25 protein-coding genes are annotated in these 26,406 nt (G+C 63.8%); 13 read left to right on the forward strand and 12 right to left on the reverse strand.

Features of this window, described 5'->3' with window-relative positions; translation table 11 throughout:
* Positions 1-112: 112 nt before the first annotated feature.
* Positions 113-1,213: a GNAT family N-acetyltransferase gene (locus C8E02_RS03630; RefSeq protein ID WP_120809677.1), complete on the reverse strand. Its 1,101-nt coding sequence runs from the start codon at positions 1,211-1,213 to the stop codon at positions 113-115.
* Entirely contained in the window at positions 1,210-2,427 is a 1,218-nt protein-coding gene (locus tag C8E02_RS03635; RefSeq protein WP_170152091.1) for a BtaA family protein, read from the reverse strand. The genes C8E02_RS03630 and C8E02_RS03635 overlap by 4 nt, the downstream gene beginning before the upstream one ends.
* 153 nt (positions 2,428-2,580) lie before the next feature.
* Between C8E02_RS03635 and zigA the strand changes: the two genes are divergently transcribed.
* Both zigA and C8E02_RS03645 read left to right on the forward strand, forming a co-directional pair.
* Positions 2,581-3,807 (forward strand): zinc metallochaperone GTPase ZigA, encoded by a 1,227-nt coding sequence (zigA, locus tag C8E02_RS03640; protein WP_120809679.1) that lies wholly within the window; start codon positions 2,581-2,583, stop codon positions 3,805-3,807.
* 231 nt (positions 3,808-4,038) lie between these two features.
* Complete coding sequence (locus tag C8E02_RS03645) at positions 4,039-5,055, forward strand: YncE family protein (RefSeq protein ID WP_120809680.1); 1,017 nt, start codon at positions 4,039-4,041, stop codon at positions 5,053-5,055.
* A 96-nt stretch (positions 5,056-5,151) separates the two neighbouring features.
* Here the strand turns inward: C8E02_RS03645 and C8E02_RS03650 are convergent, their stop codons facing one another.
* Complete coding sequence (locus C8E02_RS03650) at positions 5,152-6,042, reverse strand: LysR family transcriptional regulator (protein WP_120809681.1); 891 nt, start codon at positions 6,040-6,042, stop codon at positions 5,152-5,154.
* Positions 6,043-6,160: 118 nt separating this feature from the next.
* Between C8E02_RS03650 and C8E02_RS03655 the strand changes: the two genes are divergently transcribed.
* Both C8E02_RS03655 and C8E02_RS03660 read left to right on the forward strand, forming a co-directional pair.
* A complete protein-coding gene (locus tag C8E02_RS03655; RefSeq protein WP_120809682.1) occupies positions 6,161-7,024 on the forward strand; it encodes an MBL fold metallo-hydrolase in 864 nt (287 codons plus the stop codon).
* Positions 7,018-7,713, forward strand: a complete 696-nt coding sequence (locus C8E02_RS03660; protein ID WP_120809683.1) for a DsbA family protein — start codon at positions 7,018-7,020, stop codon at positions 7,711-7,713. Before C8E02_RS03655 ends, C8E02_RS03660 begins: the two co-directional genes overlap by 7 nt.
* 74 nt (positions 7,714-7,787) lie before the next feature.
* Here C8E02_RS03660 and C8E02_RS03665 read toward each other — a convergent pair whose 3' ends face one another.
* The 3 genes from C8E02_RS03665 to C8E02_RS03675 all read right to left on the reverse strand — a co-directional run bounded on the left by C8E02_RS03665 (position 7,788) and on the right by C8E02_RS03675 (position 11,432).
* Positions 7,788-8,642, reverse strand: a complete 855-nt coding sequence (locus tag C8E02_RS03665) for a 5'-nucleotidase, lipoprotein e(P4) family (protein ID WP_120809684.1) — start codon at positions 8,640-8,642, stop codon at positions 7,788-7,790.
* 410 nt (positions 8,643-9,052) lie between these two features.
* Positions 9,053-10,231 (reverse strand): branched-chain amino acid ABC transporter substrate-binding protein, encoded by a 1,179-nt coding sequence (locus C8E02_RS03670; RefSeq protein ID WP_120809685.1) that lies wholly within the window; start codon positions 10,229-10,231, stop codon positions 9,053-9,055.
* A gap of 169 nt (positions 10,232-10,400) precedes the next feature.
* Complete coding sequence (locus C8E02_RS03675; RefSeq protein ID WP_120809686.1) at positions 10,401-11,432, reverse strand: histone deacetylase family protein; 1,032 nt, start codon at positions 11,430-11,432, stop codon at positions 10,401-10,403.
* Between the two features lie 123 nt (positions 11,433-11,555).
* Between C8E02_RS03675 and C8E02_RS03680 the strand changes: the two genes are divergently transcribed.
* Positions 11,556-12,035: an Lrp/AsnC family transcriptional regulator gene (locus C8E02_RS03680; protein WP_120809687.1), complete on the forward strand. Its 480-nt coding sequence runs from the start codon at positions 11,556-11,558 to the stop codon at positions 12,033-12,035.
* 297 nt (positions 12,036-12,332) lie between these two features.
* Here C8E02_RS03680 and C8E02_RS17130 read toward each other — a convergent pair whose 3' ends face one another.
* The 5 genes from C8E02_RS17130 to C8E02_RS03700 form a co-directional block, all read right to left on the reverse strand.
* On the reverse strand, positions 12,333-12,941 hold the full coding sequence (locus tag C8E02_RS17130) for a hypothetical protein (protein ID WP_147424423.1): 609 nt from the start codon (positions 12,939-12,941) through the stop codon (positions 12,333-12,335).
* Between the two features lie 98 nt (positions 12,942-13,039).
* Entirely contained in the window at positions 13,040-13,444 is a 405-nt protein-coding gene (locus C8E02_RS17135; protein WP_147424424.1) for a hypothetical protein, read from the reverse strand.
* 87 nt (positions 13,445-13,531) lie between these two features.
* Positions 13,532-13,936 carry a DUF6228 family protein gene (locus C8E02_RS17140; protein WP_147424425.1) on the reverse strand — a complete coding sequence of 135 codons (405 nt, stop codon included), beginning with the start codon at positions 13,934-13,936 and terminating at the stop codon, positions 13,532-13,534.
* Positions 13,937-14,294: 358 nt separating this feature from the next.
* Positions 14,295-14,723: an Hsp20/alpha crystallin family protein gene (locus C8E02_RS03695; protein WP_047966329.1), complete on the reverse strand. Its 429-nt coding sequence runs from the start codon at positions 14,721-14,723 to the stop codon at positions 14,295-14,297.
* A gap of 150 nt (positions 14,724-14,873) precedes the next feature.
* A complete protein-coding gene (locus C8E02_RS03700; RefSeq protein ID WP_120809690.1) occupies positions 14,874-15,527 on the reverse strand; it encodes a GntR family transcriptional regulator in 654 nt (217 codons plus the stop codon).
* Positions 15,528-15,913: 386 nt separating this feature from the next.
* Between C8E02_RS03700 and C8E02_RS03705 the strand changes: the two genes are divergently transcribed.
* Together C8E02_RS03705 and C8E02_RS03710 are read left to right on the forward strand one after the other, a co-directional pair.
* The gene (locus C8E02_RS03705; RefSeq protein ID WP_120809691.1) at positions 15,914-17,251 is read left to right on the forward strand and encodes a glutamine synthetase family protein; all 1,338 of its coding nucleotides are present in this window, start codon (positions 15,914-15,916) and stop codon (positions 17,249-17,251) included.
* A gap of 210 nt (positions 17,252-17,461) precedes the next feature.
* Positions 17,462-18,820 carry an aspartate aminotransferase family protein gene (locus C8E02_RS03710; RefSeq protein ID WP_120809692.1) on the forward strand — a complete coding sequence of 453 codons (1,359 nt, stop codon included), beginning with the start codon at positions 17,462-17,464 and terminating at the stop codon, positions 18,818-18,820.
* 264 nt (positions 18,821-19,084) lie between these two features.
* On the opposite strand, the gene C8E02_RS03715 is transcribed toward C8E02_RS03710, so the two are convergent.
* Entirely contained in the window at positions 19,085-19,834 is a 750-nt protein-coding gene (locus tag C8E02_RS03715; protein ID WP_120809693.1) for a hypothetical protein, read from the reverse strand.
* A 143-nt stretch (positions 19,835-19,977) separates the two neighbouring features.
* Here C8E02_RS03715 and C8E02_RS03720 point away from each other — a divergent pair, with 143 nt between their 5' ends.
* The 6 genes from C8E02_RS03720 to serC all read left to right on the forward strand — a co-directional run bounded on the left by C8E02_RS03720 (position 19,978) and on the right by serC (position 26,403).
* Positions 19,978-20,793: a basic amino acid ABC transporter substrate-binding protein gene (locus C8E02_RS03720; RefSeq protein WP_047966324.1), complete on the forward strand. Its 816-nt coding sequence runs from the start codon at positions 19,978-19,980 to the stop codon at positions 20,791-20,793.
* A 67-nt stretch (positions 20,794-20,860) separates the two neighbouring features.
* Positions 20,861-21,604 carry an amino acid ABC transporter permease gene (locus tag C8E02_RS03725; protein WP_120809694.1) on the forward strand — a complete coding sequence of 248 codons (744 nt, stop codon included), beginning with the start codon at positions 20,861-20,863 and terminating at the stop codon, positions 21,602-21,604.
* A gap of 117 nt (positions 21,605-21,721) precedes the next feature.
* A complete protein-coding gene (gyrA, locus tag C8E02_RS03730; protein WP_120809695.1) occupies positions 21,722-24,382 on the forward strand; it encodes a DNA gyrase subunit A in 2,661 nt (886 codons plus the stop codon).
* Positions 24,379-24,849 (forward strand): PaaI family thioesterase, encoded by a 471-nt coding sequence (locus tag C8E02_RS03735; RefSeq protein ID WP_120809696.1) that lies wholly within the window; start codon positions 24,379-24,381, stop codon positions 24,847-24,849. Before gyrA ends, C8E02_RS03735 begins: the two co-directional genes overlap by 4 nt.
* Entirely contained in the window at positions 24,846-25,292 is a 447-nt protein-coding gene (locus tag C8E02_RS03740) for a PaaI family thioesterase (protein ID WP_120809697.1), read from the forward strand. Before C8E02_RS03735 ends, C8E02_RS03740 begins: the two co-directional genes overlap by 4 nt.
* 25 nt (positions 25,293-25,317) lie before the next feature.
* Positions 25,318-26,403, forward strand: a complete 1,086-nt coding sequence (serC, locus tag C8E02_RS03745) for a 3-phosphoserine/phosphohydroxythreonine transaminase (protein ID WP_120809698.1) — start codon at positions 25,318-25,320, stop codon at positions 26,401-26,403.
* Positions 26,404-26,406: the final 3 nt, after the last annotated feature.

Below are 26,406 nucleotides of genomic sequence, written 5' to 3' on the forward strand. Positions count from 1 at the left end.
TGGGTTCCTTTGTACATAACGGTCATGCCAATGGCGCAGCATAACGTCATTGGCATGAGTTATGCCAATGCTTGTTTCAGCTAAGCAAAGTCACAAACCGCCACCACCATGCTCAGCCGTGACGGCTGAGGATCGGCCCGGCCATGCGCTGCAGGATGCCGGCCAGCGTGCTCAGCGCCAGCCGTTGCCGCCCCGGCAGGTGGGCGCTGAACACCGCGCTGTATTCCAGCGCCGGCACGCCGCCGCGATGCTGCTTGAAGGCGCCGGCACCGGAGCTGTAGTGCAGGCGCAGGCCGCGTGCCTGTGCCTCGCGCAGCAGCAGCGCCATCAGCCGCCGGTACAGCCCCAGCTCCGGCGGCAGCGTGGTGTCGTAGCCCAGCAGCGGCGTGGTCAGCCAGCCATAGCGCTGATACAGGCCGATGACGCCGACGATGCGGCCGTCCAGGCGCAGCGCATGCAGCTCCAGGAAGCGTTTGTCGAGGCACAGCGCGAAGAAGGCATCGGTGAAATCCGGGTTCAGCACCGAGTGCTTGTCGATGAACAACGCGCGGAAGCAGCGCCGCAACGCCGGCAGCTCGTCCGCGGTCAGCGTGTCCGGGCCGCCCAGCTGCAGATCGGGCTGTGCCAGCAGCTTCTGGTCGCGCTTGACGTTGGGGCTTTGCCACACCGCCGGGTCTTGCGGATCGCAGGTGTAGATCTGCCGCGCCGGCAGCAGCGTCCAGCCCTGTGCGGCCAACCTTTGCGCGAGGCCGGGGTTGACCGCATCGCTGACATTGCGCAGCAGCAGCGGACTGTCGCAGTGGCGCGTCATCACCGACTCGGTCAGCAGCGACAGGTCGCTGTCCTGCCACTGCGGGTGCAGGTTGGTGGAGATCAGCCAGTTGTTGATTACCGCCGCCTCGTCCAGCCGCGCGGCGGTAATCAGGCCGGACAGCGGCAGGCCGGCGACCTGCGCCAGTGTGCCCAGCGAGCGGCTCTTGCGCTGCGCTTCGTCCTGCGCGTAGCGCAGCCACGCCGAGCGCGCGCTGGCGACGTAGCTGTCCTGCGCGCTGAAGGTGTGCAGCCGGGTGACCGGGATCGGCGGATTGCCGGCGTCGCTGCAGCACACGTCGCAGGCGGCATTGCGCACCCAGTGCTGGCCGCCGTTGAGTCGGGCCTGGCTCAGCCAGCTGGCGTGGCCGTCCAGCAGCAGCGCGGGTTCGAGTAGGGTCATGTTTGCTTGATATAGAGGTGGACGCCGCCGTAGATGGCGGCGCGGTCGCGACGGTGCAGCTCGCGGTTGTGGTCGGGGTCGGTGTGCCACGCGGCGCGCACCTGCGGCGCCAGCCGTGTTTCCAGCGGCGAGGCGCTGCCGCCGGTGCGGAACACCACCCGCGCGCCGCGGGCGGCGGTGCGGGTCACTTCGCGCCACAGCGCATTGAGCTGGTCGTCGTCCATCCAGTCCTGTGCATCGAGGAGCAGGTAGGCGTCCAGCGAGTGCGACGGGCGGTTGACGAGGAAATCGGTCAGCGAGCAGTGGTGGCTGTAGAGGCGCTGGCTGTGCTCGCGGATGGCGGCGTAGTGCTGTTGCTGCAGGTACATCGGCAGCGCGCTCTGGCGGCCGGTATCGTAGCGGCGGGCAAATGCCTGCTGCGCGTACGGGTTGTCCGCCAGCGGAAAATCGCAGGCCAGGCGGCGCATGCGTTCGCGGAACAGCGCCGGCAGATCGCCGTTGGCGTCGTGCAGCAATGCGGCGAACTGCGCCGGCGGAATGCCCATGCTGTACAGCATCGCCGGACGGCGGGCGAGGAAGCGCAGCAGCGGGTGGTCGAACAGTGGCGCCAGATGGCGATCGAACAGCGCCTGCTGCTCGTCAAGGTTGGCCGCGGTGGCCAGCCGCGACAGGTTCCCGCCCAGCAGCCGCCCCAGGCCGTGCGCGACGCCGATGAAGCGCCCCAGCAGGCCGTGACGGTAGGCGTGGCGCGCGAACAGGCTGTAGCGCGGCCGGCCGCGCCAGTCGGTTTGTTCCCAGTACGCGCGCGCGGCAGGCGGCAGTTGCGGCGCCAGATGCTGGCGGTAGCGCTGCAGGTTGGCCGCATCGTCGGCGCCGCCGAGAAAGGCCAGCAGCGCCGGGTAGTCCGGCAGGGCCTGGAACGCAGCGCGCTTCAGTGCCAGCATCGCCAGATGGCTGGCGTTGAGGTCTACCGCGTGCACCTCCTGCGGCGCGCAGGCGAGGTAGGCCAGCGCATTGCAGCCGCCGGAGGAGATGGTCAGCACCCGCGCGCCGGGCTGCAGCGCCAGCGCGTCGATGTCGACCAGCGGGTCTTCCCAGATCTGCGCGTAGACCAGCTGGCTGAACCAGCGCGCGAACAGCCGGTCGCCCAGCGCGCGGGTGCCGGTGCTGCGGCTGTTGTGGACCGCCTTGTTGACCAGGGTATGGGTATGCATATCGCCTCCGGGGTTGTGCATCCCGGCATTGTGGCGGCGTCGGGTGGCAGGCGTGTGACGGACAAATGTCAGTAACGTGACGCGAGCCGTAGGCTTGGTAGATGTGTTATAACGTAACTTTATTGATTGTTACGTTATAACGAAAGGAATGCTGTGTCCCAGCCATCAGACCATCGCCTGCCCGTCACCGTGCTGTCCGGCTTTCTCGGCGCCGGCAAGACCACCTTGCTCAACCACATCCTGCACAACCGCGACGGCCGCCGCGTGGCGGTGATCGTCAACGACATGTCCGAGGTCAACATCGACGCGCAGCTGGTACGCGACGGCGGCGCCGCGCTCAGCCGTGCCGAGGAAAAACTGGTGGAGATGAGCAACGGCTGCATTTGCTGCACGCTGCGCGAGGACCTGCTGGTCGAGATCCGCCAGCTGGCCGCCGCCGGCCGTTTCGACTACCTGCTGATCGAATCCACCGGCATCGCCGAGCCGCTGCCGGTGGCGGAGACCTTTACCTTCCGTGACGACAACGGCGCCAGCCTGGCCGACATCGCGCGGCTGGACACCATGGTGACGGTGGTGGACGGCTTCAACTTCCTGCGCGACTACGGCTCGCGCGACAGCCTGGCGCAGCGCGGCGAGCAGGCCGGCGCGGACGACGAGCGCACGGTGGTGGACCTGCTGGTGGAGCAGGTGGAGTTCTGCGACGTGATCGTGCTCAACAAGACCGACCTGATGAGCGCCGCCGACATCCGCCACCTGCAGGCCATCCTGGCCACGCTTAACCCACGCGCGCGCATCGTCAGCAGCCACTTTGGCCGCGTGCCGCTGGCGGCGGTACTGGATACCGGGCTGTTCGATTTTGACGCCGCCGCCGAGGCGCCGGGTTGGCTGCAGGAGTTGCGCGGCGAGCACGTGCCGGAAACCGAGGCCTACGGCATCGGCAGCTTTGTCTACCGTGCGCGCCAGCCGTTTCATCCGCAGCGCCTCTACCACTGGCTGCAGCAAGCGTGGCCGGGCGTGGTGCGCTCCAAGGGCCACTTCTGGCTGGCGACGCGGCCGCTGCTGGTTGGCAGCTGGTCGCAGGCCGGTGCCATGTCGCGCCACGGTCTGGGTGGGTTGTGGTGGGACGCGGTCGATCGCGAAGACTGGCCGGACGACGCGGAGAGCCGCGCGCTGATCGCCAGCCGCTGGCAGGAACCGTGGGGCGACCGCCAGCAGGAGCTGGTGCTGATCGGCATCGACATGGACGTGGCGGCGCTGACGGCGGCCTTCGATGCCTGCCTGCTCAGCGACGCCGAACTGGCCGCCGGCGCGCAAAGCTGGGCCGGCCTGGCGGACCCGTTTGAACCGTGGGACGACGCCGGCCAGGCACAAGTGGGTTGAGCGGGGAGGCGGCCAGCGCGCGCCATCCCGCGGCAGGCTGGCGCCGCCTTGCGGCCAACCTTGGTGCGCTTGCCGCTGTGGCGTGATCGCCTGCCCCAGATCAAGTCGCCGCGCCTGTCCGCGGCATAGCCTGCCTGACAGTATCCGGCGCCGGCACCTTTGTCCGGCGATGGCCGTGCCGCGCAGGACAGACCTGCTCGCCGCGCGGCGGCAATTCTAGGGGAGTGCATCATGCATCGCATTTTGAAGTACGGCCTGCTGGCGGCGTGGCTCACGGTCGGCGGCAGCGCGCTGGCCGCGCCAGGCGGCACGGTGTTTACCGCCAACGAACAGGCGGCGTCGATCAGTCGGGTGCGGCTGGCGGATGGCGCCGCCAGCCACGTCAAGCTCGACATCGCACCACACAACCTGCAGCTGACTCCGGACGGCAAGCGGCTGCTGGTGGTGGGCGTCAGCGTGCACGCCGGCCACCATGGCAACAGCGCCGACGACGGCCGCCTGCTGGTGTTCGATGTGGCCGACACCGCCGCCCCGGCGTTCAGCCTGGCGGTGGCCGGCCATCCGGCGCACGTGATTACCGACCGCAGCGGCCAGCTGGCCTTTGTCAGCGATGCCGCCAACAACGTGCTGCAGGTATTCGATCTTGCCAGCCGCACCCTGCGGACGCGCATTGCTACCGGCGCCTATCCGCACGGCCTGCGCCTCAGCCCGGACGGGCAGCAGATCTACGTTGCCAACATGAAGGGCAACAGCGTGTCGGTGATCGATGTCGCCAGCCTGCGCGAGGTGGCGCAGATCGCGGTCGGCCGCGCGCCGGTGCAGGTGGCCTTCCTGCCCGACGGTCGTCACAGCTATGTGTCGCTCAGTGGCGAGAACAAGGTCGCCGTCATCGATGTGGTGCGGCGGCAGCTGCTGGACAAGATCGCGGTCGGCAATACGCCGGTGCAGCTGTTTGCCACCCCGGACGGCAAGTTGCTGTACGTCGCCAATCAGGGCAGCGCGGCGCAGCCGGACGAGCGGGTGTCGGTGATCGATACCGGCCGCGGGCAGGTGACGGCCACGCTGCGCACCGCCGCCGGCGCGCATGGCGTGGTGGTCAGCGCGGATGGTCGCCATGTGTTCGTCAGCAATATGGGCGCCGCCAGTTTCTCGGTGATCGATGTCGCGCAGCAGCAGGTGATCGCCAGCCACGCGGTGCAGGCGGGGCCGAACGGTATCGCCTACGCCGCCGATGCGGCCGGCAACTAGGCGCGGTGCGTGCTTGGATTACGCATGGCCGCGCGCGGTGCACTTTGATGCAGTGCGCGGCAAGCTGGCCAGCGCGGTGACGCCGACAGCGCGCGGCTACCAGCGCAGCGTGGCGAAGCGCGCCACCAGAAAATCCAGCAGCGCGCGTACCGCCGGCGACAGGTGGCGGCGCGACGGGTACAGCGCGTAGATAGTCATCGCTGGCGGCTGCCAGTCCGGCAGTACCTGTCGCAGGCGACCATCCTGCAGCAAAGTATTGGCGAGATAGGTCGGCTGCAGGCTGATGCCGCCGTCGGCCAGCGCCGCGTGCAGCAGCACGGTGGCGTCGTTGGCGGTGAAGCGGGTGGCCACGTTGACGGTTTCGGACTGCTCGCCGCGCTGGAAGCGCCAGCTGCTGCGGCCAACGTTGCTGTGCCCCAGGCAGCGGTGGCCGGCCAGCTCGGCCGGTGTCTGCGGCGTGCCGGCGGCGGCCAGATAGCCGGGGCTGGCTACCAGCACCGAATCGCATACCGCCAGCGGCCGCGCGATCAGCGCCGGGTCCGGCTCGCTGCTGATGCGGATCGCCAGATCGATGCGCGCTTCCACCAGGTTCAAGGTGGCATCGCCAACATTCAGGTCAATCTTCAGCTGCGGATGCTGCGCCAGAAACTCGGCGATCGCCGCCGCCAGATGGGCATGGCCGAAGGACATGCTGCTGGTCAGTCGTAGCTGGCCGCGCAAGCTGCCGTCCGCTGTCGCCACCTCGTCTTCCACTTCGGTGACCAGTGCCAGCAGCTGCTGGCAGCGGCGCAGCGCCTGCTCGCCGGCATCGGTCAGCGTCACGCGCCGGGTGGTGCGCTGCAGCAGCCGCGCGCCCAGCCATTGCTCCATCTCCGCCACGTAGCGGGTGACCATCGCGCGTGACATCTCCAGCCGCTCGGCGCTGGCGCTGAAGCTGCCGCTGGCTGCCACGTCGGCGAATACCCGCATCGCGGTGACTCTGTCCATGTTATCTGCTCGATTTATGCAACAAATATGCGCATATTATCGCGTTTATCTGCGCGGATAGAGAAACTATAGTGACGTCCATCAACCCGCGGCACTGGCCGCCATGAAAGGACACCCCATGTTTCGCACCACACTGATCGCCGCCTCCCTGGCCCTGAGCGCTACCGCCGCCCACGCCGCCCAGCCCTTGCAGCTGAAGGTGTACAACGCCGGCGAAGGCAGTTTCCACGCCAATGCCGTGGTGGTCAGCGGCGAGCACGAGGCGATGGTGATCGACAGCGGCTTTACCCGAGCCGATGCCTACCGCATTGCGGCCAACGTGCTGGACAGCGGCAAGACGCTGAAGACCATCCTGATCAGCAATGCCGACCCGGACTACTACTTCGGCGCCGAGGTACTGAAGCAGCTGTTCCCGCAGGCGCAAGTGGTGGCCACCCCGGCGGTGGCCGGCAAGATCCAGGCCAAGCTGGCCGGCAAGCTGGCGTTCTGGGGGCCGAAGATGGGCGTCAATGCACCGCAGCAGCCCATCGTGCCCAGTGCCTTGAAAACAGACACCCTGAGCGTGGACGGTGAAAAGATCGAGCTGCGCGGCACCCGTGGCGTGCTGGCGCACCGTCCGTATGTGTGGATTCCGTCGCTGCGCGCCATCGCCGGCAACGTCGCCGTGTTCAGCGGCCTGCACGTGTGGACCGCCGACACCCAGCAGCCGGCCGAGCGCCAGGCCTGGTTGGCGCAGCTGGACGAGATGGCCGCGCTCAAGCCCGCCATCGTGGTGCCCGGTCACATGGCCGCCGGCAGCAAGCTGGATAGCACGGCCATCGACTACACTCGCCACTACCTGCAGCGTTTTGACAGCGAGGCGGGCAAGACGGGCAATGCCGCCGAGCTGATCGCCGCCATGCAGCGCGCCTACCCGCAGGCCGGCATGGGGCTGGCGCTGGACATCGGTGCCAAGGTGAACAAAGGTGAAATGAAATGGTAAACGCCACCCTGCATTACTACTACGACCCGCTGTGCGGCTGGTGCTACGGCGCCGCGCCACTGCTGGCCGCCGCGGCCAACGTTGCCGGCCTCGCCATCGCGCTGCACGCCGGCGCGATGATGAGCGGCTCCAATCGCCAGCCGGTCACGCCGCAGCTGCGCCAGTACGTGATGGGCCACGATCAGCGCATCCAGCAGCTCACCGGCCAGCCGTTCGGCGATGGCTACTTCAACGGCCTGCTGCTGGATAGTGGCGCGGTGTTCGACAGCACGCCGCCGACGCTGGCCATCCTCGCCGCCCAGGCGCTGGGCGTGGACGGGTTGACCATGCTGCACCGCCTGCAGCAGGCGCACTATGTGGACGGGCAGCGCATCGCCGATCTGCCGGTGTTGCAGCAACTGGCTATCGAGCTGGGGCTGGACGGCGCCGCCTTCGCCGGCGAATACCAGCGCCAGCAGGGCGAGTTCGCCGCCCACGTTGGCCGCAGCCAGCGCGACATGGCCGCACACGGCCTGCGTGGCTTCCCGTCGCTGTTGCTGGAATTGAACGGCCAGCTGCAGCGGTTGGAGCTGTCGCCCTATCTGGGCAAGCCGGACGCGTTTGCCGGCTATCTGCAAGGTTTGCTGGCCGGTGCGGCCAACCATGGCGCGGTCGACGCGCCGCTGTGCACGCCGGACGGCTGCCACTGAGACGCGAAGTGGCCATAGCAATAAAAAACCGCCAGCCGGAAACGGCCTGGCGGTTTTGCCATGCTGGCGCCGACTCAGGGCTGCCAGGCGGACTTGGTGGCGGCATCCTTGAACTTGCTGCGGTTGGCGTCGCTGGCTGGCGGCTCGGAATCGCCAAAAATGGCGCGGATCCAGTGGCCGTCGGTCGGGTTTGGCATGATGATGAACTTGCTGCCGAACAGCTCGCGGTCTTCTTCCATCAGCCGGGTGCGCTCGTCGACATTCTTCACGTAGTACTTGCGGCGGAAGTCGTTCAGGTTGTCGCCCAGCATCACCACCACGTCGTAGCGCTGGGCGATGTCGTTCTGCCGTGGCTCCTTGTTGGAGCTTTCCCGCTGCAGGGTGACGTGTTCGGCGTCGGCGTTGGGAAAGCCTAGCGCCTTCAGGTTGCCGATGCCGTACTCGAAGGTCTTCTCGCCCTGGTCGCGGTTGCTGACATAGAACACTTCCACGCCCTTGGATTTGGCGTAGTTGAAGAACTCCACCGCGCCGGGCATGGCGCTGAACTTGTTCTCCGGCACCCACTTGTCCCAGACCACGTCGTCGAAGAAGTCCTTGTTGTTCTTGATCAGGTAGCCCCAGTAGTTGCTGGCATTGAGGATGGTGTCGTCGATGTCGGTAATCACCGCCAGCGGTTTGTCGCCGCTCTTGCGCTTGGCCAGCGCGCGATCCAGCTGCATGCGCGCCAGGTTGTAGGCTTGGTAATACAGCGCCTTGTACTCGGCGGAGGTCTGCTTCCAGGCGACGGCGGAGATCAGCAGGTTGTTGCTGCCGTCACCACTCGGCGCGTTGGTGGCGGCCGGGGTGTCGGCGAGGGCAGGGCCGGCCAGTCCCAGGCTGAGGCAGGCGGCGGCGAGGGCGTGGCAGGATTTGTTTAGGGGTGACTTCATGCGGTGTGGTCCTCTGTTCTCATTTGTTTTTGCCAAGGGCTGCTTGGTGTTGGCAGTGTAGCGAGGCCGCGACCAGCGCCAGTGCAGGTGTCGCGCCGGCAACAGGCCGCGTCGCAATACGCCGCGTGGCCGTGGGTCGGCGCCGAGATGCCTGCGCTTGATGCTGCTGGTTTTTCCGGAACATCCGCCGCTTCATGTCGATTTTTGCGCAATGAATGAGCGTGTCGCGTCGCTTTTGTCATGAATTGTTGCGTGTCGCAAAAATGCAAACTTGCTGCGTTGCGGCCAACCTTGGCCGCAACCAGTCTCGCGCGCGCAAAAAAAAAGCCAGCGCGTGGCTGGCTGAAGTACTTCTTTCAGAGGAAATCAATCTTGTTGCGGCTTGTTGCCTGCCGACTCCTGGTGTCAGCTCAGGCGCCGCCGACGGTGGATACCACCTGCCACTTGCCGTTCTTGACCTGGTAAACCGTGACCGCGCCGTTGTTGATGTCGCCTTTGGCGTCAAACGACACCTTTCCGGTGACGCCGGTGTAGTCGGTCTTGCCGACTTCGGCCAGATACTGCTTCGGGTCGCTGGAGCCGGCGCGCTTCATCGCCTCCACCAGCACGTGTACGGCGTCGTATTCGTACGGCGAGAACACCTGGATCTCGGTGTTGAACTTGCTCTGGAATTTGGTGTTGAAGGCGGCAAAGCCCGGCATCTTGTCGCGCGGCAGGCCGCAGGCGGAGGCATACAGGCTTTCGGCGGCGTCGCCCGCCAGCTTGATGAATTCCGGGGTCTGCATGCTGTCGCCGCCCATCAGCTTGGCCTTGATCCCCAGCCGCTTCATCTGCTTGGCCATCGGCCCGGCCTGGGCGTCCATGCCACCGTAGAACACCACATCCGGCTGGGCGCCCTTGATCGCGGTCAGGATGGCGTTGAAGTCGGTGGCGGTGTTGGTGGTGAATTCGCGCTTCACCACCGTGCCGCCTTTGGCGGTGACGGCCTTGGCGAATTCATCGGCCAGGCCCTGGCCATAGGCGGTGCGGTCGTCCACCACCGCCACCGTTTTTGCCTTCAGCGTGTCGATGGCGAACTGTCCCAGCGCCGTGCCTTGCTGCACGTCGTTGGCGATCATGCGGAAGGTGGTCTTGTAGCCTTGCCGGGTGTAATCGGGGTTGGTGGCGGAGGGCGAGATCTGCGGGATGCCGGCATCGGCATAGATGCGCGAGGCCGGGATGGTGGTGCCGGAATTCAGGTGCCCGACCACGCCGACCACGCCGGCGTCGATCAGGCGCTGCGCCACCTGAGTGCCGATCTTGGGATCGCCCTGATCGTCCTCGGACACCAGCTCGAAGCGGACCTTCTTGCCGCCGATCTCCACGCCTTCGGCATTGAGGTCTTCAATCGCCAGCTTGGCGCCGAATTCGACATCCTTGCCCAGATGCGAGATCGGGCCGGTGAGCGGCGACACCTGGCCGATCTTGATGGTTTCGACGCCGGCGGCGGCGGCATTGTCCGGCGCCGCGGTGGCTGCTTCCTGCTTGCCGCAGGCGGTGAGGGACAGTGCCGCAGCGGCAAACAGACTCAGTTTCGCAAAGTTTCTCATGTGTTTTCCTGAATGTAGATCGGGGTTGCCGTGATGCCGGGGGCAGGCTGCGTCTATGCGCAGTGTTTTTTCCGCCGCCGGGTGCTGGGTGGAACGCTTTATTGCAAAACGTGGGGCCGAGCGGCGGCCAGCCGGTTAGCCGGCTCGGCTGTCGCCCTTGCTGGCCGTATCAGCGCTGGCCCTCGAAGCCGCGCAGCACATTCACCGCGTTGACGCCGATGTCGTCGACCATGTAGCCGCCCTCCATCACGAACAGGGTCGGGCGGCCGATGCTGGCGATGGTCTGGCCGATCTTGAGGAAGTCTTCGCTTTCGAGGCGGAAGTGGCTGATCGGGTCGTCCTTGAAGGTGTCCACCCCCAGCGAGATCACCACCGCGTCCGGGGCGTAGGCGGCGATGGCGTCGCAGGCGTGGCGCAGTGCCGCGCCGTAGCCGTCCCAGCCGGTGCCGTGCGGCAGCGGGTAGTTGTGATTGAAGCCCAGCCCGGCGCCGGCGCCGGTTTCGTCCCGATGGCCGAGGAAGTAGGGGTAGGAGTGGCGTGGGTCGCCGTGCAGCGAGGTGAACATCACGTCGGCGCGGTCATAGAAGATGCTCTGCGTGCCGTTGCCATGGTGGTAGTCCACGTCCAGCACCGCCACCCGTTTGGCGCCGTTGTCCAGCGCGTGCTGGGCGGCGATGGCGGCATTGTTCAGGTAGCAGTAGCCGCCCATGTACTCGGCGGCGGCGTGGTGGCCGGGCGGGCGGCACAGCGCAAAGGCGCTGTGTTCGCCCTGCGTCAACGCGGCCATGCCGGTCAGCGCCAGATCGGCGCTGGTCTTCACCGCCTGCCAGGTGCCGGCGGTAATCGCCACACCGGCGTCCATCGCGTAAAAGCCCAGCTTGCCGTCGATGTGCACCGGCTCGATATCGCTGCGCAGATCGCGCACCGGCCAGATCAGCGGCAGCGCGTCATGCTGGCGACCCAGCGCCTGCCATTCGCGCCAGGCCTGCTCCAGAAAACGCACATAGCGCTCGCTGTGCACGCGGGCATAACTGGCGCTGCCGAATTCACGCGGCGCGATGACCTCGCCGAGGCCAACGGCCTGCACCCGCGCCAGAATGGTGTCGGCGCGGCTTGGCATCTCGAAACAGGGCTTCAGGACGCCGTCCTTGAGTTCGGTGGCGTGGTGCAGACGATGGGCATTGCTGTAGATGGTAAGCATGACGTGGTGCCGTACAGAGGAAGGTGACGGCAACCAGTATGTGGCGGCGGCTCGGAATTTACTTTGCTTTAAGCGCCTGCCATTCGCTATCCTGCGATAAGAACAGACTCTCTAAGTGGTAAAATGAGTACGAACAAACCAAAAAATGAACTGGATGCCGCAGACCGGACTATTCTGCGCCTGCTGCAGCAGGACGGTACGCTGTCCAATCCCCGGCTGGCGGAGCAGCTGTCGCTGAGCGTGACGCCGTGCTGGCGGCGGCTGAAGCGGCTGGAAGACGACGGCTATATCAAGGACTATCAGGCCAATCTCGACCGTCGCAAGCTGGGGCTGGACGTGCTGGCTTTCGTGCAGATCCGCTTCAGCGCGCACGGCGGCAACGAGCCGAACGCGTTCGAGGCGGCGATGTGTGCGCAGCCACAGGTGCTGTCCTGTCACAAAATCACCGGCGACGCCGACTACCTGCTGCAGGTGGTGGCCACATCGCTGGACGCCTACAGCGATTTTGTCGAAAACGTGCTGCGCCAGATGCCGGGAGTGGCATCCATCCACTCCAGCCTGGCACTGCGCGAGGTGAAGGCCGGCAGCCGCCTGCCGGTGTAGCCGCATCAAGCGTGAAAAAGGTTGGCCGCAAGCGGAACAGGGCTTGCGGCCAACCTTGTGGTTTGTGGGGAAGGCGAGGCAGGGCGGCAGGATGGTCAAAGGGGCGGATTGTGCCTATGTGCTGGCATGGCTGCTGTCGGCCAGTTCCAGTCGCTCATGAACACCGACAAGCAGGGAGATGAATGACCGCAGCAATCGTGAAAGCTGACATTAACGATTAAGCTAACAGGCGAGAAAAAGCGCAGCTTTTGCGAGTCCCGTGAGCGGAGCGAACGTTGTTGAGCGCATTGTTAGGCGTTAATTCTTAACCCCTGCCCACGCTTCATGCCAGGCTTTGAAGTCAAAATCATCGTTGTACATAAACAAAGAAGACACCGTATCGCTTACGAGCTCTTCCATATCGTTGATAACGTCGCCACCCGTTAGAACACCAACAATCGTGCCTCCTGTGCCAGGACCGGTAGGCTCATGCTTAGACCAATGAAAGGCGAACCGCTCTTGAAGGTAACTGCGAATGTAGTCTGGCGCAGACTTCCCGCCCCAGTGTTTTTCTGGATAAAACTCGGCGAGACGGAGCCACGCATATTCCAAGAAGTCGATTACGTCGTAACTTGCTTGCCGCATATCTGCTGTTACCCCGGTATCCCAGCCTTCTTGGGCATTTTCTCGCACTGCTTGATATAGCTTTGGCAATCCCTTTATGAACCGGTAGTGACTAGGATACTCAAGGTATCGACGAGCATAAGTATTCGACGTTTCCGGAGCGTCAGAGGGTTGCTCATTTTCTTCCGGACTTTTCAGCGGCGAGATTGGCGCAGTCTTTGGCCGCTGTAGGTACCACCCAATTACTACCGCTGCGATAGTAGCAACGGCCCCCATAATTCCGGCAATGAGTGTTGAGTCCAAGGTGCGGGTACCTTTTGCCTAACGATTAAGCTAACGGGCAGACAAAAGTGTAGCTTTTGGCTGTCCAGCGAACGAAGTGAGCGACGTTAAGCACATTGTTAGGCATCACGAATTCGACTCCATTGTTCTTTGTGTTGAGCGATTTCACTTTTTACAACCGAAACCTGCCTCTCCTTACGGCTGATACCAAGCTGCTTGGAGTTGCCACGAAGTGTTTGGGCTTCGGCATGTGTAAGGATGTAGCAATCGGCTGCTCGCTCCCCATGGATTACTACTACAACCAAAAAATCAAAATTGCGTGAGAGTGAGCCTATGGTGTTGTTTGTGCTATTGTTATGCAACAAGGTAGATTTGACCTGAATTCTTAATATTTTTCCAGATTTTGTAATTGCAGTTATATCGTAGCTATCTTGATTAATTTTTATTGCTGGGTAGGCTTCAATCTCATTCTCAAGGAGACGTGTTAGGGTGAGGTACTCACCGAATTTGCCAATGAATTTCATTTTGTTCTCAATTTTTATAGCGTCTAATGCTGGAATTCAGCGGCGGTCAGACAGCGCAGCTGTCTGACCGTCTGCTGGAGCGATTTGTTAGGTGCAGGCATTAAAAAAGGCCTCTGCGTTTTTTGCAATTTGTTCTAACTGTCCGAATTCGCTAACCAATCCAGCCTCAACACACCATTCTTCGGGTGCCCCTTGCAACCCCCGCAATTCGACTTGAAAGGCAACACTGCCCAATGATGTGCAGATTGCCGATAGATGAAAGTCTTGTTCGATTGATGCCCAAGAGTGTTGACCTTGCCATGGTTTTTTGAACTCTGCGAGTTCTTGAAAGAATTGGTTTAGCCCATTGGCGTCTGTATAGGCCCAAATATCGGTTGCGGCGGAGAGTTCAAAACCTTTGAGTTCAACGTGGAAATACTCGTCTCGATGGTGAGAGAAGACGAGTTCACGGCGTGATGATGTTGAGCGAATGGATAGCAATGTGGGTTCCACTGAGCAGTACCTAACAGTATTTATCCGGACCGCGACGTCCGTATAACATTTGATATTGAGATGCCATGAATTATCGTGTTCAAACCATTGGGGCGCAAGGACCTTGTCATACCAGAGTCCGTATAACAACCATCAATCAACCGAGCTACATGCATGTGCCATGCTTAATTCCAGTGAGGGCGTCTGGAGGTCAGGGACGAATCCTGCATTGGCTGCTTCGGAGACTGAAGCTGACATTATCTAGCCACGATTGAGAACGACAGCTCAGGGTCGGTAACGGTCAGCCCTCTTTCTCGGCTTGATGCACACATGAAAAAGCCCGGCCACCAAGGCCGGGCTTGCTGTGGGTAGCAGCTAGCTATTCCACGATCAGGCGTTTGCCGTTGCCGCTGCTGTGTTTCTTCGGCAGCGTCAGCGTCAGCACGCCGTTTTCGTACTTGGCGCTGGCGCCGTCACGGTCCAGGTCGGACGGCAGCTGCAGGCTGCGCGACACCATGCCGTAGTAGCGTTCGCTGCGCAGGTTCTGCTCGTCCTTGCTTTGCTTGTCGAACTGTTTCACTTCGGCCTTGATGGTGAGCTGGGCGCCCTCGATCTCGACGTGGATGTCGTCCTTGGACACGCCGGGCAGCTCGGCCAGCACGGTGAAACCGGTGTCGGTTTCCTTGACGTCGAGCTTGATCTGCGATGGCAGCGCATCGCCGTGCAGGGGCTTGATGAAGAAGCCGTGGCCGCTGAAGTCGCGGAACAGGTCGTCAAACAGGGTGCTGCGGGAAGGAAGCAGGCTCATCGTACTCTCCTTGGATAATCATATGCTTAGGGCGGCCGAGGTGGCTGCTCACCCCCGGTATAGTGCCCGTTGGCGCAAACGACAAGGAGGGCTGGGCGGCCGGCTTGATCTGGCGCAACAGGCGTCGCCGGCCACGGCAAAACGCGGCAATCAGCCGGGGCGGCAGCTGAGGCGCAGGTAGCTGCCGGCGGTGCGCAGATCCTGCTCGATGGCGCGGCGTACCGCGTTGGCGTCGCCGGCCTGCAGCGCATCCAGCAGCGCGTGGTGGGCGTCGTTCATGGTCTTCCACACCGCCAGATCCTGATGCAGCTGGTTGGAGATCGGGCCGACGTGCAGCCATACGGTCTCGATCAGCGACAGCAGCAGCGGCGAGCCGCTGGCGCGGTACAGTTGCAGGTGGAACAGCTCGTTGGCGTCGAGGTAGCCCTTGATGTCGTCCGCGGCGATGGCGCTGTCCATCGCGCGGCACAGCTGCAGCAGCTGCTCGCGTTCGCTGGCGGCCAGGCTTTGTGCGCCGCGGAAGGCGGCTTCGCCTTCCAGCAGGATGCGGTTTTGCAGGATGTCGTCGAACTGGGTCTCCGTCAGCTGCGGCACCTGCACGCCGCAGTTGGGGATGTTCAGCAGCGCCTTTTCTGCGGCCAACCTTTGCAGCGCGGCGCGCACCGGCATCTGGCTGACGCCCAGTTCCTCGGCCAGCTGGCGGATCTTCAGCCGCTCGCCCGGCAGCCAGCGTCCCAGCATCAGCCAGTGGCGCAGCGTGTCGTAGGTCTCGTCTTGCAGGGTGGAGGCGGTGCTGGTTTTCATGGTGCGCAGTCAGGACAAATTGGCGGCAAGCATAGCAGAAGCCTGCTGTGGGCTGGGCGCGGGCAGGGCGGTGCGATGGCCTGCGTGGTGGTGATGACCGCCGGTTGCTGGGGTGGCGGTGCCGGCTGGCGATGTGTGCCTGTGGTCGGGTCGCGTATGTTGTGGTCGTCGTCGTGGCGCAAGGTTGGCCGCAAGGGTGCGGCCATTTTTGTGGTTATTGCAAATATTTGATCAAATGTTGACATGGATATTTGATCAAATTTACGATGCGCGGCATGAGCTGCGTTTTGCTGCGGCGTCCCGCGCCGTCACGACGATGAGCGAGCCGGGCAAAAACGGTGGGCGACAGGCTACAAATAATCGAGACAGTCCACAGGAGAACGACCATGAACGAGCAACTGGCCGCGTTTATACGCGAGCACAACATTCACGAAGTGGAGTGCGTGATACCGGACATGACCGGCATGGCGCGCGGCAAGATCGTGCCCAAGGGGCTGTTTCTGGCCGAAGACACCATGAAAATGTCGAAGGCGGTGCTGACCATCACCGTCAACGGCGAATTCGCCGAGTTCGAGCGCTTTGCCGGCGCCAACGATCCGGACATGGTGTGCCGTCCCGATCCCGCCACCATCCGGCTGGTGCCGTGGGCGATCGAGCCGGTGGCGGTGGTGATCCACGATTGCGAGGATTTCGACGGCACGCCGGTCGGCATCTCGCCGCGCGCGGTGCTGCGCAAGGTACTGCAACTGTACGAGGCGCGAGGCTGGCGGCCGGTGGTGGCGCCGGAAATGGAGTTCTACCTGATCCGCCAGAACACCAATCCGCACGAGCCACTGCGGCCGCCGTCCGGCCGTGCCGGCCGCTCCGAGGTGGGGCGGCAGTCGTTCTCCATCGACGCGGTCAACGATTTCGACCCCTTCTTCCAGGAGCTGTCGGCATTCTGCGAGGCGGCGCAGCTGAAGGTGGAAACGCTGATCCACGAGGTCGGCGCCTGCCAGATGGAGATCAACTTCAGCCACGGCGACGCGATGGCGCTGGCCGATCAGGTGTTCCTGTTCAAGCGCGCGGTGCGCGAAACCGCCTACCGTCACAATATCTTCGCCACCTTCATGGCCAAGCCGATGGAAGGCGAGCCGGGCAGCGCGATGCACATCCACCAGAGCATCGTGGACTGCGACAGCGGCGCCAACATCTTCTCGAATGCCGATGGCAGCGCCAGCGAGCTGTTCTTCCACCACATCGGCGGCATGCAGCGCTACCTGCCGCGGGCGATGCCGATGTTCGCGCCGTACGTGAACAGCTACCGCCGCCTCAGCCGCCATACCGCGGCGCCGATCAATGTGCGCTGGGGCTACGACAACCGCACCTGCGGCATCCGTATTCCGCCGTCCGGCGCGGTGGCGCGGCGGGTGGAAAACCGCGTGCCCGGCGTCGACGTGAACCCGTATCTGGCGATGGCGGCGACGCTGGCTTGTGGTTACCTGGGCATGGTGAACCGGATCGAACCGTCGGCGCCGATGAACGACAGCGCCTACAACCTGGACTACGAACTGCCGCGCAGCCTGGAAGACGCGGTGGAGCTGATGCAGGACTGCCCGGAGCTGGCGGCGATCCTGGGCGAGGAGTTCGTGCAGGCATTCTGCGCGGTGAAGGAAAAGGAGTTCGAGACCTTCAACCGCGCCATCACCGCCTGGGAGCGCGAACACCTGCAGCTGCACGTGTAAGCGCTTGCTGACGATCTGCGGCGCGGCGGCGTCTACGTTCGATATGGGCGTGCGCATTGGCGACTGCTCAGCGGCGCCACCATAGGTTTTCGCCTGGTCTCGCGCTGGCTCGCGAGAGCGTCAACCGCGGCTCCGCGCGGCACCGGATGAACTCACGGCTTGCGGCCAACGTTGGCCGCAAGCCAATAAAGACACTACGAAGGAGACCCCATGGCCACTCGTCATGGCATCAACTGGGACAAGGCGCAGGCGCTGCAGGTCGCCGAGCGCAATGCTTTTATCGCCCGCATGCCGCGTTCGCGTGAGCTGTCATCGCAGGCCGCCGGCCACCTGCTGTTTGGCGTGCCGCTGCACTGGATGAACGACTGGTCGACGCCGTTCTCGCTGTACGTGGCGGCGGCGCAGGGCGCGCGCTTCCAGGACGTGGACGGCCACGATTACGTGGACTTCTGCCTCGGCGACACCGGCGCCATGTTCGGCCACAGCCCCAGGCCGGTGGCCGAGGCCATCGCCCGCCAGGCGCAACGCGGCTACACCGCGATGCTGCCCAGCGAGGATGGCGTATGGGTGGCAGCGGAGCTGGCGCGCCGCTTCGGCCTGCCGTACTGGCAGTTTGCGCTGTCGGCTTCGGACGCCAACCGTTTTGCCATCCGCTGGGCGCGGGCGATCACCCAGCGCAGCCAGGTGCTGATCTTCAACGGCTGCTACCACGGCACGGTGGATGATGTGTTTGTCGACCTGGTGGACGGCCAGCCGCAAACCCGCGACAGCCTGCTGGGGCAGGTGTACGACATCACCCAACACACCCGCAGTGTGGAATTCAACGATCTGGCGGCGCTGGAAGCCGCGCTGCAGGACGGTCAGGTGGCCTGCCTGCTGGCCGAGCCGGCGATGACCAATATCGGCATGGTGCTGCCGCAGCCGAGCTTCTGGCAGGCGGCACAGGCGCTGTGCAAGCGCTACGGCACCTTGCTGCTGATCGACGAAACCCACACCATCAGCAGCGGCCCCGGTGGCTACACACGCGCGCACGGGCTGCAGCCGGATCTGCTGGTGGTCGGCAAGCCGGTGGCTGGCGGCGTGCCGTGCGCGGTGTACGGTTTCAGTGCCGAGACCGCGCGCCGCGCCGAAGAAGCCAAGCGCAATGCGCCACCGGGGCACAGCGGCATCGGCACCACGCTCACCGCCAACCTGCTGGCGATGGCGGCGATGCGCGCCAATCTGGCCGAGGTGATGACCGACAGTGCCTACCAGTACATGTTCGGGCTGGCGGAAAGGTTGGCCGCAGGGCTGCGTGGCGTCATCGCGCAGCATGAGCTGCCGTGGTGCGTGACGCAGATCGGCGCGCGCACCGAGTTCCAGTTCACCGCCACGCCGCCCGTCAATGGCAGCGAGGCCGACAAGATCCTCGACAGCGAGCTGGAGCATATCGTGCACCTGTTCCTGCTCAACCGCGGTCTGCTGATCACGCCGTTCCACAACATGATCCTGGTGTGCCCGGACACCACCGCGGCCGATGTCGACCGGCTGGTGGCGGCGTTCGGCGATTTCGTGCAGCAGGTGCGTTGAGCGCGCGGCGTGCTGCGGTCGGGGCAGGACGGCAAGCTGGAATGGCCAAATTGACATGAAAACGGCCCGCCTGTTGGCGGGCCGTTTATTTGGCGTTGCCGCACGCGTGGCTTAGAACGTATTCACGATCTCGCGCGCTCACGCGAGACAAGGCGAAAACGGCTGAGGAAGCGGCGTTTATCCAGATATAAACAAGCATTCCGAAGCCGTTTTCAACGCTGTATCGCCCTGTGAGATCAGTTGCAGCAGATCGTGAACAGGTTCTTAGTGTGCCTGGCGCCGCGGCTGCGGGTGGCGGCGGGCCTTGGCGCTGGTCTTGCGCTTGGCTTGGGCAACGCTGCTGCGCTTGCCGTTGGCGTTCAGCGCGGCTTTGCGTGTCTTGCGCTGCTTGAGGGTTTGCTTGCTGCCGGTACGGTTGGCCCTGGCCGTGGTCTTTGCGTGGGTGCTGCGCTTGGCGGTGTTCGCTGCCGCCTTCTGGCGCTTGCGGGCGGCGAGGCTGCGCTGGCCGGCGCTGGCCTTGCGGCTGCTGACCACTTTGCCGTTTTTGACGCGCTTGCCCACCGCGCGCTGGCGAACTGCGGCTTTTTTGCCGACACGCGCCGCCTTGTTGCCGCGCACGCTCTGCTTGCCGTTGCGCAGCTTCTGGCGTGCCTTGCCGGCGCGTTGCGCCGTGGCCGCCTGCTTCAGCTGGCGTGACGATTTCCGGGCGGCCGGCTGGCTATGGCTGCGCTTGCTGCGGCGCGTTTCGGCCTGCTCGTGGCGTGGCTGTTGTCGCGGGCTGCTGGTTTTATCTTGGGTGGTGGTCGCTGTTGCGGGCTGAATATTGCGCGCTGGTACGTCATTTGCTTTATTACTGCCGCCGCTGGCGGGTGCGGCCTTGCTGGCGGCTTTGCTTTGGCGTGGCGGCTGGAAGTCGCCCGGCAGCGGGGCGTCTTCACCGGTGGCGAAGCTGTTGCCGGCGCAGCTCAGAATGAGGGCGCCAAGTGCTGCAGCGCAAAAACGGGACAATGGCATGGTCGGTAATGTCGTTGGCTAAATAATGTAGGTATAAATATCCGGCTGCGGTGCGTTGTGGCACCGTAACGGGCTTGTTATATTAGCACGCGCGCCGTTTCGGGCACGAACGGTCAATACGAGAATCGACGGAGATTACAAGTATGAAGAACACGAGAAGAACGCTGCTGGCGGGGATGTTGTTGTCGGTTTTTGCCGTGGCAGGTTGCGGCAAGAAGGCGGAAGAACCGGCGGCATCGGCAGCCAGTGATGCGGCGCCGGCAGTGGCGCAGGTGGCCGAGTACGTGGTGGGCACCGACGCTAGCTATGCACCATTCGAGTTCCAGAACGACCAGAGCCAGATCGTCGGCTTCGACATCGAGGTATTGAGCGCGGTGGCGGACAAGGGTGGTTTCAAGGTCAAGTTCGTCAATACGCCGTGGGAAGGCATGTTCGCCACCCTGGGGCAGGGCGACCGCGACATCCTGTCTTCGGCGATCACCATCACCGACGAGCGCAAGCAGAGCATGGATTTCTCCGAGCCATACTTTGAGGCACGCCAGCTGATCGCGGTCGGCAAGGGCGTCACCGACGTGAAGACCTTCCAGGACCTGAAGAACAAGAAGGTGGCGGTACAGACCGGCACCACCGGCGACGAAGTGGTGCAGAAGCTGCTGGGCAAGACCAGCTCCAGCATCAAGCGTTTCGAGAGCATGCCGCTGGCACTGAAAGAGCTGGAAACCGGTGGAGTTGACGCGGCGGTGGGTGACAACGGCGTGGTGATCAACTACGTGAAGAACAACCCGCAGCACGGCATGACCACGGTGGAAGACCTGCAGAGCTTCGCGCCGGAGTATTATGGCTTTGCGGTGAAGAAGGGTAATCAGGAGCTGCTGGACAAGGTCAACGCCGGTATCAAGGCGATCAAGGCTGACGGCACCTACGACCAGATCTTCAACAAGTATTTTGGCACCAAGTAATCAATTAGCTGCATGAAGAACCGGGCCCGCCTCGAGCCGGCCCGGTTTTTTTGCAGGGGGAAGCAATATGGATTTTCGCTGGGGAATGATCGCCGACTACGCGCCACTGTTCGTGGAAGGCGTGCAAATGACGATCATCATTACGCTGGTGGCGGTGGTGTTCGGCACCCTGATCGGCCTGTTCATGGGCATGGCGCGGCTGGCGGATGCGCCGCACGGCCTGAGCCGTTATCTGGTGCGTTACCTGGTGCGCATGCCGGCCGGCGCCTACGTGACCTTTTTTCGCGGCACGCCCTTGTTCGTACAAATCCTGCTGGTGCACTTTGCGCTGATGCCGCTGCTGATCCATCCGGTGGACGGCCTGGTGATCAACGGTGATGTCGCCCGCGACATCCGCCAGAATTACGGTGCCTTCATTTCCGGCCTGCTGGCGCTGACGCTGAACGCCGGTGCCTACATCACCGAGATCTTCCGTGCCGGCATCCAGTCCATCGACAAGGGGCAGATGGAGGCCGCGCGCTCGCTGGGGCTCTCCTACGGCCAGACCATGAAGTTCGTGATCGTGCCGCAGGCGTTCCGCCGCATGCTGCCGCCGCTGGGCAACGAGGCGATCATGCTGCTGAAAGACAGCTCGCTGGTGTCGGCGATCGGCCTGGCCGAGCTGGCCTTCGCCGCGCGGACCGTGGCCGGGGTGTATTCGCGCTACTGGGAGCCGTACCTGACCATTTCCTTTATCTACCTGGCATTGACCATGTTGATGGCGTGGGGGATTTCCCGTCTGGAGAAAAAGCTGCAGATCGGCGCGCACTGAGCGATGCCGGGTGCTTGGCAAAAAGGCCGCGGCAGCGGCCTTTTTGCTTGTCTGGCGGGCGTCTTGGTGTCATTTCGTGTTAGAATATCGAATATTTTGCCATGATTACGGATTTCCATGACCGACCAGCTTTTTGCCAAGGAAACACTCCCGATTAGCCTGGAAGAGGAGATGCGCCGTTCCTATCTCGATTACGCGATGAGCGTGATCGTCGGCCGCGCCCTTCCTGATGTCCGAGATGGCCTCAAGCCCGTGCATCGCCGGGTGCTGTACGCCATGCATGAGCTTTCCAACGACTGGAACCGTGCCTACAAGAAATCGGCGCGTATTGTCGGTGACGTGATCGGTAAGTATCACCCGCACGGCGATACCGCGGTGTACGACACCATCGTGCGTCTGGCGCAGAATTTCAGCCTGCGCTACCCGCTGGTGGACGGTCAGGGCAACTTCGGTTCCATCGACGGCGACAACGCCGCCGCGATGCGATACACCGAAATCCGCATGGCGCGCATCGCGCACGAACTGCTGGCCGACCTCGACAAGGAAACCGTCGACTTCGGCCCCAACTACGACGGCTCCGAGCAAGAGCCGCTGATCATGCCGACACGCATTCCGAACCTGCTGATCAACGGCAGCTCCGGTATCGCGGTGGGCATGGCCACCAATATTCCGCCGCACAACCTGAACGAAGTGGTCGATGCCTGCCTCGCCTTGCTGGACAACAGCGAGCTGACCATCGACGAGCTGATCGACATCATCCCGGCGCCGGACTTCCCGACCGCCGGCATCATCTACGGTACCGCCGGCATCAAGGAGGCGTACCGCACCGGTCGCGGTCGCGCCATCATGCGCGCCCGTGTCCACTTCGAGGACATCGGCAAGGGTGACCGCCAGGCGATCATCGTCGACGAGATTCCGTACCAGGTGAACAAGTCGCGGCTGCTGGAACGCATCAGCGAGCTGGTGCGCGAGAAGCTGATCGAGGGCATTTCCGACCTGCGCGACGAGTCGGACAAGTCCGGCATGCGCGTGGTGATCGAGCTCAAGCGCGGCGAAATGCCGGAAGTGGTGCTCAACCACCTGTACAAGCTGACCCAGTTGCAGGACAGCTTCGGCATCAACATGGTGGCACTGGTCGACGGCCAGCCGCGCCTGCTGAACCTGAAGCAGATCATCGACGAATTCCTGCGCCACCGCCGCGAAGTGGTGACGCGCCGTACCATTTTCGAACTGCGCAAGGCCCGCGAACGCGGCCACATCCTCGAAGGCCTGGCGGTGGCACTGTCCAACGTCGACGAGATCATCGCGCTGATCAAGGCTTCCGAAGCGCCGCCGCAGGCCAAGGCGGCACTGATGGGGCGCGCCTGGCGCTCGGAGCTGGTGGAAGGCATGCTGTCGCGCGTCGACCAGAGCTACGCCCGCCCGGATGGCCTGGCGGCCGAGTACGGCCTGCACGCCGACGGCTACCGCCTGTCCGAAGTGCAGGCCCAGGCGATTCTGGACCTGCGCCTGCAGCGCCTGACCGGGCTGGAACAGGACAAGATCGTCGGCGAATACCGCGAGATCATGGACACCATCCTGGACCTGATCGACATCCTGGCGCGTCCGGAACGCATCAACCAGATCATCCATGACGAGCTGACCGCGGTGAAGCTGCAGTACGGCGACAAGCGCCGCTCCGAGATTGAACCATTCGGCGGCGACATCAATATCGAAGACCTGATCACGCCGCAGGAGATGGTGGTGACCCTGTCGCACACCGGCTACCTCAAGGCGCAGCCGGTCGACGACTACCAGTCGCAGCGCCGTGGCGGCCGCGGCAAGCAGGCGGCGGCGACCAAGGACGACGACTTCATCAACACGCTGTTCGTGGCCAATACCCACGACTACGTGCTGTGCTACTCCTCGTTTGGCCGTTGCTACTGGATCAAGGTCTACGACATGCCGCAGGGCGGTCGTACCAGCCGCGGCAAGCCGATTGTCAACGTGCTGCCGCTGGCGGAAGGCGAGAAGATCAACGCGATGCTGCCGGTGAAGGCGTTTACCGGCAACGACAGTGCTGAGCTGGACGACGACATCGAAGTCAGCGACAAGGTCAAGGGCCCGTTCGTGTTCATGTGCACCGCCAACGGTACCGTGAAGAAGACACCGCTGGAAGCGTTCTCGCGGCCGCGCAGTGCCGGCATCATCGCCGTCAAGCTGGACGAGGGCGACAAGCTGGTTGGCGTGGCGCTGACCAGCGGCAACGACCAGATCATGCTGTTCTCCAATGCCGGCAAGGCGGTGCGCTTCGACGAAAGCGGCGTGCGTGCCATGGGTCGTAATGCCACCGGCGTGCGCGGCATGGCGCTGGGCGAAGGCCAGCAGGTGATTTCGCTGCTGGTGGCCAACAGCGACGAGCAGCAAGTGCTGACCGCCAGCGATGGCGGCTACGGCAAGCGTACCCGTGTCGGCGAGTTCCGCCACACCAGTCGCGGCACCCAGGGCGTGATCGCCATGGACCTGACCGACAAGACCGGCCTTGCGCTGGTGACCGCCAGTCTGGTGGAAGACAGCGACGACGTGATGCTGATCACCACCGGCGGCGTGCTGATCCGTACCAAGGTCGACCAGGTGCGCGAGACCGGCCGTGCGGCGCAGGGTGTGCGCCTGATCAACCTGGACGACGGCGAGAAGCTGATCTGCCTGGTGAAGGTCGCCGAAAGCGAAGACGACGCCGCGGAAGAGGGCGACGAGGCTGCGGCCAACCTTGAAGCGGGCGAGGGCGCGGCAGAATGACGGATGCGGCACCGGCCAACGAAAAGCTGCTGGCGACGGCGGGCGCGCTGTTCGTGTCCTTCCCGCACTGCGTGACGCTGGGCATGCAATACCTTGGCAGCGTTGGCCGCAAGCCGACGCTGAAGGTGGACTGGCGCGACGATCTGGTCGGCAATCCGGCCAGCGGCGTGCTGCATGGCGGGGTGATCACCTCCATCGTCGACACCACCAGCGCCATCGCGGTGACCGCGCACATGGACGAACTGGAAACCATTGCCACGCTGGACCTGCGCATCGACTACCTGAAGGCGGCCACGCCGGGCAAGGCCATCTACTGCACCGCCGAGTGTTACCGCCTGGCCAGCCAGATCGCGTTCACCCGTGCCGTGTGCTACCACGACAGCCCGGATGACCCGATCGCCCATGGCGTCGCCACCTTCATGCGCGACTCCAACCCGAAACCGATGCTGGTGGAGGGCGCGGCATGAGCCAGTTCATGGAAACCTTCCTCGCGCTGCGCGACGAGAAACGCTTCGCCGACATCATCGCCGCGGTGCCGTACGCCCGGCTGATGGGTGTGGCGTGCGGCGAAGACGAGAGCGGCGAGCTGCTGTTCTCGCTGCCGTTCGCCGAGCGCAATGTCGGCAACACCACGCTGCCGGCGCTGCATGGCGGTCTGATTGGCGGCTTTCTGGAAAATGCGGCCTTGCTGCACCTGATGTGGAACCGCGAGTCGCTGGAAGCGCCTAAGATCGTGGACTTCTCGCTGGATTACCTGCGTTCCGGCAAGGCCACCACGCTGTATGCGCAGTGCGAAATCACCAAGCAGGGCAAGCGCGTGGCGCACGTGCTGATCGAGGCCTGGCAGGAAGACCGCCGCAAGCCGGTCGCTGTCGCCCGTGCGCACTTCCTGCTCAGCACTCCTTCCTGATTTTGACGAGAAATAGAGGATAGTCATGGCCAAGGTGTACAACTTCTCAGCCGGTCCTGCCGTATTGCCCCACGAAGTACTGGCAACCGCCCAGGCGGAAATGCTGGACTGGCACGGCTCCGGCATGTGCGTGATGGAAATGAGCCATCGCGGCAAGGAGTTCATGGAGATCATCCACGATGCCGAGCAGGATCTGCGCGCGCTGATGGCGATCCCGGCCGGTTACAAGGTCTTGTTCCTGCAAGGCGGTGCCTCGCAGCAATTCTCCATGGTGCCGCTGAACCTGGCGCCGGTGGACGGCCACATCGACGTGCTGGATACCGGCCATTGGTCGAAGCTGGCGGTCAAGGAAGCGCGCCGCTACACCGGCGTCAACGTGGTGGCCAGCAGTAGCGACAGCAACTACGCCGTGGTGCCGGACGTCGCCAGCTGGCAGCGCACGCCGGATGCCGCCTACTTCCACTACACCTCCAACGAGACCATCGGCGGCCTGCAGTGCCCGTTCGTGCCGGAAGTGGGCGATACCCCGCTGGTGTGCGACATGTCGTCCGACTTCCTGTCGCGCGAGGTGGACGTATCCAAATTCGGCCTGATCTACGCCGGTGCGCAGAAGAATATCGGCCCGTCCGGCCTGACCGTGGTCATCGTGCGCGAAGACCTGCTCGGTCATGCCCAGGCGCAGACGCCGACCATGCTCGACTACCGCGTGCACGCCGACGCCGACTCGATGTACAACACCCCGGCCACCTATCCGATCTACATCGCCGGCCTGGTGTTCAAGTGGCTGAAGACGCGGGGCGGCATCAAGGGCATGCAGGCACGCAACGACGAAAAAGCCGGCTTGCTCTACCACATGATCGACAGCAGCAACGGCTTCTACTTCAGCCATGTGCAGGCGCCGTACCGCTCGAAGATGAACGTGGTGTTCCGCCTCAAGGACGAGGCGCTGGAAGACGTGTTCCTGTCCGAGGCGAAAAAGAACGGCCTGATGCAGCTCAAGGGCCATCGCTCGGTCGGCGGCATGCGCGCCTCGATCTACAACGCGATGCCGATCGAAGGCGTGAAGGCGCTGGTGCACTTCATGGAAGACTTCGCCCGCCAGCACGGCTGAGCG

The sequence above is a fragment of the Vogesella indigofera genome (assembly GCF_003633895.1).
Lineage (GTDB): Bacteria > Pseudomonadota > Gammaproteobacteria > Burkholderiales > Chromobacteriaceae > Vogesella > Vogesella indigofera.